The following is a 7,832-nucleotide window of genomic DNA, read 5'->3' as shown; positions in this document are numbered from 1 at the left end:
TCTGGGCTACAGCACCGGCTACAAGGTGGAGTTCGCTGCAGGCAGCATCAAAGACATCGCTGGCAACAACTACGCGGGTGTGACCGACTACAACTTCACCACGCGTGCTGCCCCCGACACCACAGCCCCCACCGTCACCACTTTCAGCCCCGCAGATAACGCCACTGGTGTCGCTGTGGGGTCCAACATTGTGCTGACCTTCTCCGAGGCCATCGTTCGCGGTACTGGAAGTATCCAAATACTCCGTGGCTCCGCTACTGGTACCTTGGTCGAATCATTTGACGCAGCCACCAGCGCACGGTTAACACTGTCAGGCTCCACCTTGATCATCGATCCGAGCACCGATCTGGGCACCAGCACAAGGTACTTTGTCACCTTTGTCGCTGGCGCCATCAAGGACAGCGCTGGTAACAATTACGCTGGCATCAAAACTTACGACTTCACCACCGCTGCCCCTGACACCACAGCCCCCACCGTCACCGCCTTCAGCCCCGCAGACGAGGCCACCTCTGTGGCCATCGGGGCCAACATCGTTGTCACCTTCAATGAACTTGTTCAGCGCGGCTCTGGCAACATCGTGATCAAGACCGCCGCTGGCGTTACGGTGGCAAGCTACGACGCAGCCACCAGCTCCAACCTGAGCATCACTGGCAACACGCTGACCATCGACCCCACAGCCAATCTGGGCTACAGCACCGGCTACAAGGTGGAGTTCGCTGCAGGCAGCATCAAAGACATCACTGGCAACAGCTTCGCTGGCACCACCAGCTACAACTTCACCACGGCCATGGCAAGCGCCACAGCAGGAAATGACACCATCTCTGGTACAACGGGTAACGACAATATCAACGGGCTTGCGGGCAACGATGCGCTCAGTGGAGGTGAGGGAGCCGACATCTTGATTGGCGGTCAAGGCAACGATGCCATCGAATTGACCGAAACGACTTCAGCCTCTGATGTTGTCGTATTTGCAGGGGGCACTGGAACTGCTGGAACTCTTCCGAGGATCACCACACTTGGACTGGATACGATCACTGGCATCGATTTGGGCACGGGGACAACCTTTATCGATATATTGCAGTTTTCTGCAGCAGATTTCGGTATTGCAGCAGGTGCTGCAACGCGGGGAACTGCAAAAGCGATCACGGGAGGACCAACGGCCAACAGCGATGGCAACCTCTACATTGTCACCGCAGCACCAAGGGCAGCTTCTGTAGACCTCAATGGCACCAATGGCGCCGTTAACAGCGCGATTGTGTGTGTGGGTGCTGCAACAGGAACTGATGGAGTTGCGATTTGGTTCACCACCAACGAGGGGGCATTCAGCACCTCCAACTCGGTGAAAATCGCCACCCTGGTTGGAATCAACACAACCAACCTCAACGCAACCGACTTCGCGTTTATCGCCTGAGACTTCTCGAAGGAAATGGCGACTAACGATACGGGTATTGAAACTCCAAAATTGACGCCACGAGCCCAGACTCGTTCATGCATTGCTCAGTCAAGGGGATTCAGCCGGCACCACCTCGTAATTCGCTTCGATCTGCCCACGATAAGCGCTGATGAAGTGCTCCAACGAATCCGTGTTTGCCATGCCTTCCGGGGTGTTCTGCGAGGACTCCATCCATCGGATTTGGGCCAGATTATGGGCAAGGGCATCGACAATCCCGGGATTGTTGCGAATCAGTTTTTGCAAGGCGGACTGGTGCAGTTCATAAATCAAGCAAGGCGTTTCGGCAAAAACATCGGCACTGTGGGGCAAACAAGCCACCAGTGATTGGCGTCCAAAAAATTCAGTGGACACAAAAAACTCATCTTGGGTCTGATTGTCTTGGTCCATTCCCTGTCGCTTGACGCTGCCTTCCGCCACGATGAACAGGGAATTTCGGATTTCACCCAAATGCAGTATTTGCGCGCCGGCTGGATATCTGTGCGTCAACAACAAACCCATGATCTGCAAACACAGCTCGTCCGAAAAATTGCGAAACAAACGAACCTGCTGGATCAAATGCAATAAATCTGAAGATCGGTTGGAAATTTTGCTGCGATTGAGCCCTTCAACGACACCATGCCGGGGCAAGGCCACCGAGATGTCCGAGCGCCGCATTGAATCCAGAATATTTTTGATGATGGCATGGTCTGCCTTCAAACCGTTGGTCTTGTTGGAAATGAAGTACTGAACTTCATAAAGAATGCCATCTTGTGTCATCTTGCGAGCAAAGATGTTCGGTGGCTTTTCTTGCTTGATACCCGTGGCACCCAGAACGCCCGCATACAAAATGCGTTCAACACTTTCCACCGAAAGATCGTAGTCAATCGTCAGTTCAACCGACCGTCGAGTGACGTTGGCCGCCGTAGACAGGTTCTGAATGGCCTGCTTCATGATGCTGACGTTCGGTATGGTGATCACCCGGTCGGCCGTGTGCAAAATGGTATTGCGCCAGGTGATTTGATCCACAAAACCCTGTTTGTCGCCTATTCGAACCACATCCCCGACCTGAAAGCTTTTTTCCAGGTTCAAGATAATGCCGGCAAACAATGCCACAGCAAAATCTTTCAACGCAAAACCCAACAAAGCAACCGAGCCCGCCAGCGCGGCCAGCAATGTCGAAATATTGCGTCCAAATACGAACGACAAAATCAGACAACATCCAATGAATATGACCACACCCGAAGTGATGGTCCCGATGAGCTGCGGCACCTTGGCCTCTATGGTTCGCTCCACATAGCCGTGAATGAACTCCTGATTGATAAATCTGGCCACAAAAAGTGTGACCACGAGCGCCGCAGCGCCTGCGATCCACTCCCAAACCGATCGACTGTCCAACTGAAGAACATAAGCGATGGGCTCTATAAATCCTTCGGTCAGGTTGCTCAACAAAATGAGCACGACCATCGTCATGACCAACCATCGGTAACTCGTTTTCATAGCCTGTACCTGAACGTTTCTTGTTAAATGGCGGCTGGTAAACGGACGATGAATCCAGGGGAATCGCTCCCAGAGACCCCCAGACTTCCACCAAAATTCTCAAAAATAAGACGAGCCAAAACAAGGCCGATCAGAATCTTGTTGCCGCCCTCATAGGACAGCCCGGCAGCCATTTTTTCCAGAAATTGGCGCGTCTCATCCAGCAATTTTTCGGTCGGCGCGTTGGCGCCGGCAAAAGCGCTTCCACTCAGGCTGATCAACAACCACTTGTCGCTGTCTTGGCTGAGCGTGAGCATCACCTCGCCCTGGCCCGACAAATGCGCAGCGTAAGCCACCAAGTTGGACAAGGCTTTCTCCACCAAGGCGGGCTCACCTCGGGTGGCTGGGAGATCAGGCTGGGTTTGGGTTCTGACATGGAATTGCGGAAATCGCTGGTACAGCGACACATCCGCTTGCATTCGCTCCATGGATGCGGCCACCGACATGAGAGGACTATTGGATTTGGCCAAACCTTGACGAAAGACCTCGATCTGCTCGTAATCGGCCACAAGACGCATCAGGTTTTCTGACTCTTTGAGGGCAAAAACAAGATTTTGACGAGGGGCCTCCACATCGCCATCCCCCAAGACGCGTGTTGCCGTTTTCAGTTGCCCGGTGATCGCCAGCAATGGCTCGCTGATGGAAGACATCAGTTGCGCAAAAAAGCGCCGCTTGACCGTCTCGAAGTCCTTCACCTTTTGAATGGCCAGCTCGCCCAAGGCGATTTGGGTCTCCATCATCTGGCGCTGGACACCAAAAGAACCCATCATGCCGGCACGGATCGCGTCCAACTTCACGTAGCCCAACACCAACAGCAATGACAACACCACAAATGCAAGAGCGAATCGGATGCAAGCTTCGATCATCGCGGAGGCAAATTTGGCTGTGACATCACCCACCACCGCTACGGTCACCACGGGCTCGCCGTTGAAACTGGGCACCTTGAGGCTGTGAATAAAAACCGTTTTGTCCCCCGCTTCGGTGATGATGAAATCGCTTGCGCGTGGATCAAAATCCGCTGCCTTGATGATTTTCTGGATGGCAGAATCACTGTAATCAAAATAGACATCGCTCCCTTTTTTGATGTCTGTCTTGTCGTCGTTTGGGCGCTCTACATTTTTCCACACGGCCTCGGTGATGCCAAAAGCCCACCCCATTTCTGTGCGATCAGCCGCCTCCTCCAGGGGGTAATGGAAGCTGGTCACGAATTCGATAGCGCCTTGAAAAACTTCCTCTTTAAAAACTGGCACCAAAGCGCGAATGCCCACCACGCCACCTTGACCGGTTTCAACCACCATCAAACGCTGCTGATTCTTGGACACCTCCACCACCGAATGCCGAACTTTGGACATGTCCATTTGCGCCAATTCAGGATGGTGTGCACGGTAGAAAAGCGTCGCTGGTGGGATATAAAGGTTGATTTGGGTGAGGTCGTGGCGTTTGCGAACCGACTCATAAAAGTCGTCCAATTCCTTTGCCGTTTTTTTGCGGTCACGCTCTTCAAAGGCATGGATCAGTTCACGGTCCAGCAACAGCACATCGGCACCCAGTCCCATCGCCTTGTAACGGCTCTTCACCAGTTCCTCAAACACCACTTCGAACTTTTTGAATTTGGCTTCGGCCAGTTCAATGATGTGATCCGTTCGGGTTTTATAGGCCGAAACACCGATAAAACTGGCCACCAACAAAGCGGCAAGCACCAGTCCAGTAACAACCCAGGGATTAGGCTTCAATTTCATAAAGGTCGATCAAATTTTGGACGGGTGGTTATTTTGAAAAAGTTCAATGGTTCATGAGGCTTGTCCTGTTGTAGCCCAAGGCTTGTCCGAGATCCTCACCTTGCCCATCGAGTTCAAAAAGGAAGTCATGCCTCTTTAACATGTCAAGAGGACAATAAAATTATCAAAAACATTAAATTAATTCAACGGATTAAGATTACACCATATTTGACAGTTTTTAACTGAAAAAAACCGGGATTTTAGAAAGCCCCACACTTTGGGAAGATGGTCTCTTGCGCGAGTCCCAACGAGGCGCTTGTCGAAAATCAGAGGCGACCCAAGGCAAACTAATGGAGTTTCCCTTTATCCGTTGATTTTTTTATTACTCAATTAATTTTTATAATTTATTTCGAAAAATTTCATGCCTAATTTTTACGGTACGGGTGCATCAGACACTTTAACGGGTGGTAGCGGCAATGATTCAATTTATGGCTTTGAAGGCCACGACTTCCTGGATGGTGCTTCCGGCCATGATTTTTTATATGGTGGGATAGACGACGATACGCTCGTCGGGGGAGAGGGCGTCGACGAGTTGTACGGCGCTGATGGCGATGACTCCCTGAATGGTGGAGAGGGCAACGACAGCATTTATGGTGGCGTTGGAAACGATTCGCTGGATGGCGGAAGCGGTATCGATAACTTGTACGGTGGTGATGGAAACGATACTTACCACGTACGTTCAACAACCCAATACATCCAAGACTCTGGAGGCACCGACACAGTCTATGTCTACGCCAATTTCGTCAAACTCCCGAGCACCATAGAGAACGTTTTTTACCGTGATGGCGCTTTAGCGCTACCTTACTGGATTGAAGCGCTCTTACCTGATGCAGGTGCGGGTCTACGCTACGCCAATTTGCTTCAAAATACCAAGCTTTACTACTACAGTTACCCCTCGACCATACCCGCTCATCAAGCAAGCTATGATAATGACAAGGCCAATTGGACGGCCTTTACCGCTGCGCAGCAAGCCCGTGCTGAAATTGCGCTTCGGTATATCAGCACCGTCATTGGCATTGGTTTTGTTCAATCCACAGATTCGTCTGCGCTCAACACCATCACATTTGCCAATAACGATCAGACAGGCTCATACGGCTATGCGTATTTGCCCAATACCAGCACTTATGGCAGTGACTTGTATTTAGATACAGCGAGGCCCGAGAACGCCACCATCCAAGATGGAACCATTGGGGCCTGGACATTGATCCACGAGCTTGGTCATGCCATCGGCCTGAAACATCCTTTCAACGATCCTTCAGCTGGAGCATCGAACCCCCCTTATCTTTCTGCGGCTGAAGACACGACGTCTTGGACGGTCATGAGTTACGAAGACTCCAGCAGCGCGTATTTCTTGAAATTCAGTCCCTTTGATATTGCTGCACTCCAATATCTCTACGGCCCCAGCACCACCTCCAGAACGGGTGATGACGCTTACGCGGTGAATTCCTCCAGCGCTAATTTCATCTGGGACGGAGCAGGTCTCGATACACTCAGCGCGGCTGACGCTGATGCAGGGTGCACCATTTACTTGACTCCGGGTTATTGGGGCTTTGTGGGGGCCAAGAAAGCCGACCTGATATCTTCATCAGGTCAGATCACCATCAACTTCGGAACGGTGATCGAGAACCTCACCGGGTCAAATCACGCTGACACGCTTTATGGCAATGAAGCCCACAACAGCATCAGCTCAGGAGCAGGCAACGACCTGCTCGAAGGCTGGGCCGGTAACGACACGCTGATCGGTGGTTCTGGCGATGACAGGATGGACGGCGGAGCCGGTGTCGATGTGGCTGTCTTCAGTGGGGACAGATCCAGCTATGCCATTTCATGGTCCTTTACCAGCGAATCATTCACCATCCAATCGAACACAGAAGGCACGGATACGCTGATTGGCATCGAGTCACTGAGTTTTTCTGACGGCCAATACGCTGCTTCTGTCTTTCAAGAAACAGTCGCCCCCACTGTCGTCCTCTTGAGTCCCCTCGATGAGGCGACGGGAACACCCACCGGCTCAAACATCGTTGTGACCTTCAACGAAGCCATTCAACGCGGTACGGGCAACATCGCGCTCAAAACGGGTGCTGGACTGACCGTGGCGACCTACAACGCGGCCACGAGCAACAACCTCAGCATCTCGGGCAGCACACTGACCATCAACCCCTCGGACGATTTGATTTTCAGCACAAGCTACTGGGTGGACTTTGGTGTGGGCAGCATCAAAGACCTGGCTGGAAACAGCTATGCCGGCAGCTCCCACTACAACTTCACGACTGCCGCGGCACCAGACACCACCGCACCCACCATCGCACTGAGCGCCAGCCAATCGAGCCTCACGACAGGCGAGACAGCCACGCTGACTTTCACGCTCAGTGAATCTTCAGCGAACTTCACCGTCACAGACGCCACGGTGACCGGTGGAACGCTCTCTGCCTTCAGTGGAACAGGCAGCACCTACACGGCCTTGTTCACACCCAACGCCAAGAGCACGGCAACCGGCGTCGTGCGTGTGGCCAGTGGCGTGTTCACAGACACTGCCGGCAACGCCAACGCCGACGGCACCGATGCCAACAACACAGTGACCATGGCGGTCAATACAGTGCCCGTCAAAGTGACCACGACCAACACCCTTTCAGTGGTGGTGGATCAGGGTGTCTTGGCCAGTGGCGCGGTGCTGCTCAAGAATTTGAAAGAAATCACAAACACCTTGGATGACCGCGTCCAATCGCACACGGTGGAATACGCTGGAGTTGTATTTGGCTTCTCAGAGATCGATCCCTTGATCACCACCGTGACCCGCGACGGTGAATTCACCCCAGAATTCAGGGCCGAGATCGCGCAAGCTTATCCCGGAGTTGAAAACATTCTTTATGCGGATGCTGTGGCCCTCGCGGGGCTGGCAAATATCGACCTGATCCTTCTGGGGGTGGCAGGTTTCGATGGTGATTTTGTCCATTGATGCCAATGCGACGGATCACAACAGGCTCACACCTTGAGCCGATTCACTTTTATCCATTGACGATCACAAGAAAATCGGTGAGGGCTGTTTTCACTGAAGTGGTGATTTTGAAAATATCAATTTCAGTTAG

4 protein-coding genes are annotated in these 7,832 nt (G+C 52.5%); 2 read left to right on the top strand and 2 right to left on the bottom strand.

Going from position 1 to position 7,832, the window contains the following annotated elements; translation table 11 throughout:
• Positions 1 to 1,411: Ig-like domain-containing protein (locus tag Q0O19_RS06495; RefSeq protein ID WP_295521131.1), on the top strand; the 1,411-nt coding region annotated here is incomplete at its 5' end.
• Positions 1,412 to 1,501: 90 nt separating this feature from the next.
• On the opposite strand, the gene Q0O19_RS06490 is transcribed toward Q0O19_RS06495, so the two are convergent.
• Positions 1,502 to 2,878: a mechanosensitive ion channel family protein gene (locus Q0O19_RS06490; protein WP_295521129.1), complete on the bottom strand. Its 1,377-nt coding sequence runs from the start codon at positions 2,876 to 2,878 to the stop codon at positions 1,502 to 1,504.
• A 74-nt stretch (positions 2,879 to 2,952) separates the two neighbouring features.
• The gene (locus tag Q0O19_RS06485) at positions 2,953 to 4,707 is read right to left on the bottom strand and encodes a cache domain-containing protein (RefSeq protein ID WP_295521127.1); all 1,755 of its coding nucleotides are present in this window, start codon (positions 4,705 to 4,707) and stop codon (positions 2,953 to 2,955) included.
• 400 nt (positions 4,708 to 5,107) lie between these two features.
• Between Q0O19_RS06485 and Q0O19_RS06480 the strand changes: the two genes are divergently transcribed.
• A complete protein-coding gene (locus tag Q0O19_RS06480; RefSeq protein WP_295521125.1) occupies positions 5,108 to 7,702 on the top strand; it encodes an Ig-like domain-containing protein in 2,595 nt (864 codons plus the stop codon).
• Positions 7,703 to 7,832: the final 130 nt, after the last annotated feature.

It is taken from the genome of Limnohabitans sp. Rim8 (assembly GCF_945869175.1).
Lineage (GTDB): Bacteria > Pseudomonadota > Gammaproteobacteria > Burkholderiales > Burkholderiaceae_C > Limnohabitans_A.
Note: the sequence above shows the minus strand (reverse complement) of the source record. Positions and strands in the feature narration are given on the sequence as shown.

Excerpts from the sequence above, each read along its gene's own strand:
- Q0O19_RS06485 (WP_295521127.1), bottom strand. The coding sequence starts at position 4,707 with ATGAAATTGAAGCCTAATCCCTGGGTTGTTACTGGACTGGTGCTTGCC.
- Q0O19_RS06480 (WP_295521125.1), top strand. The coding sequence starts at position 5,108 with ATGCCTAATTTTTACGGTACGGGTGCATCAGACACTTTAACGGGTGGT.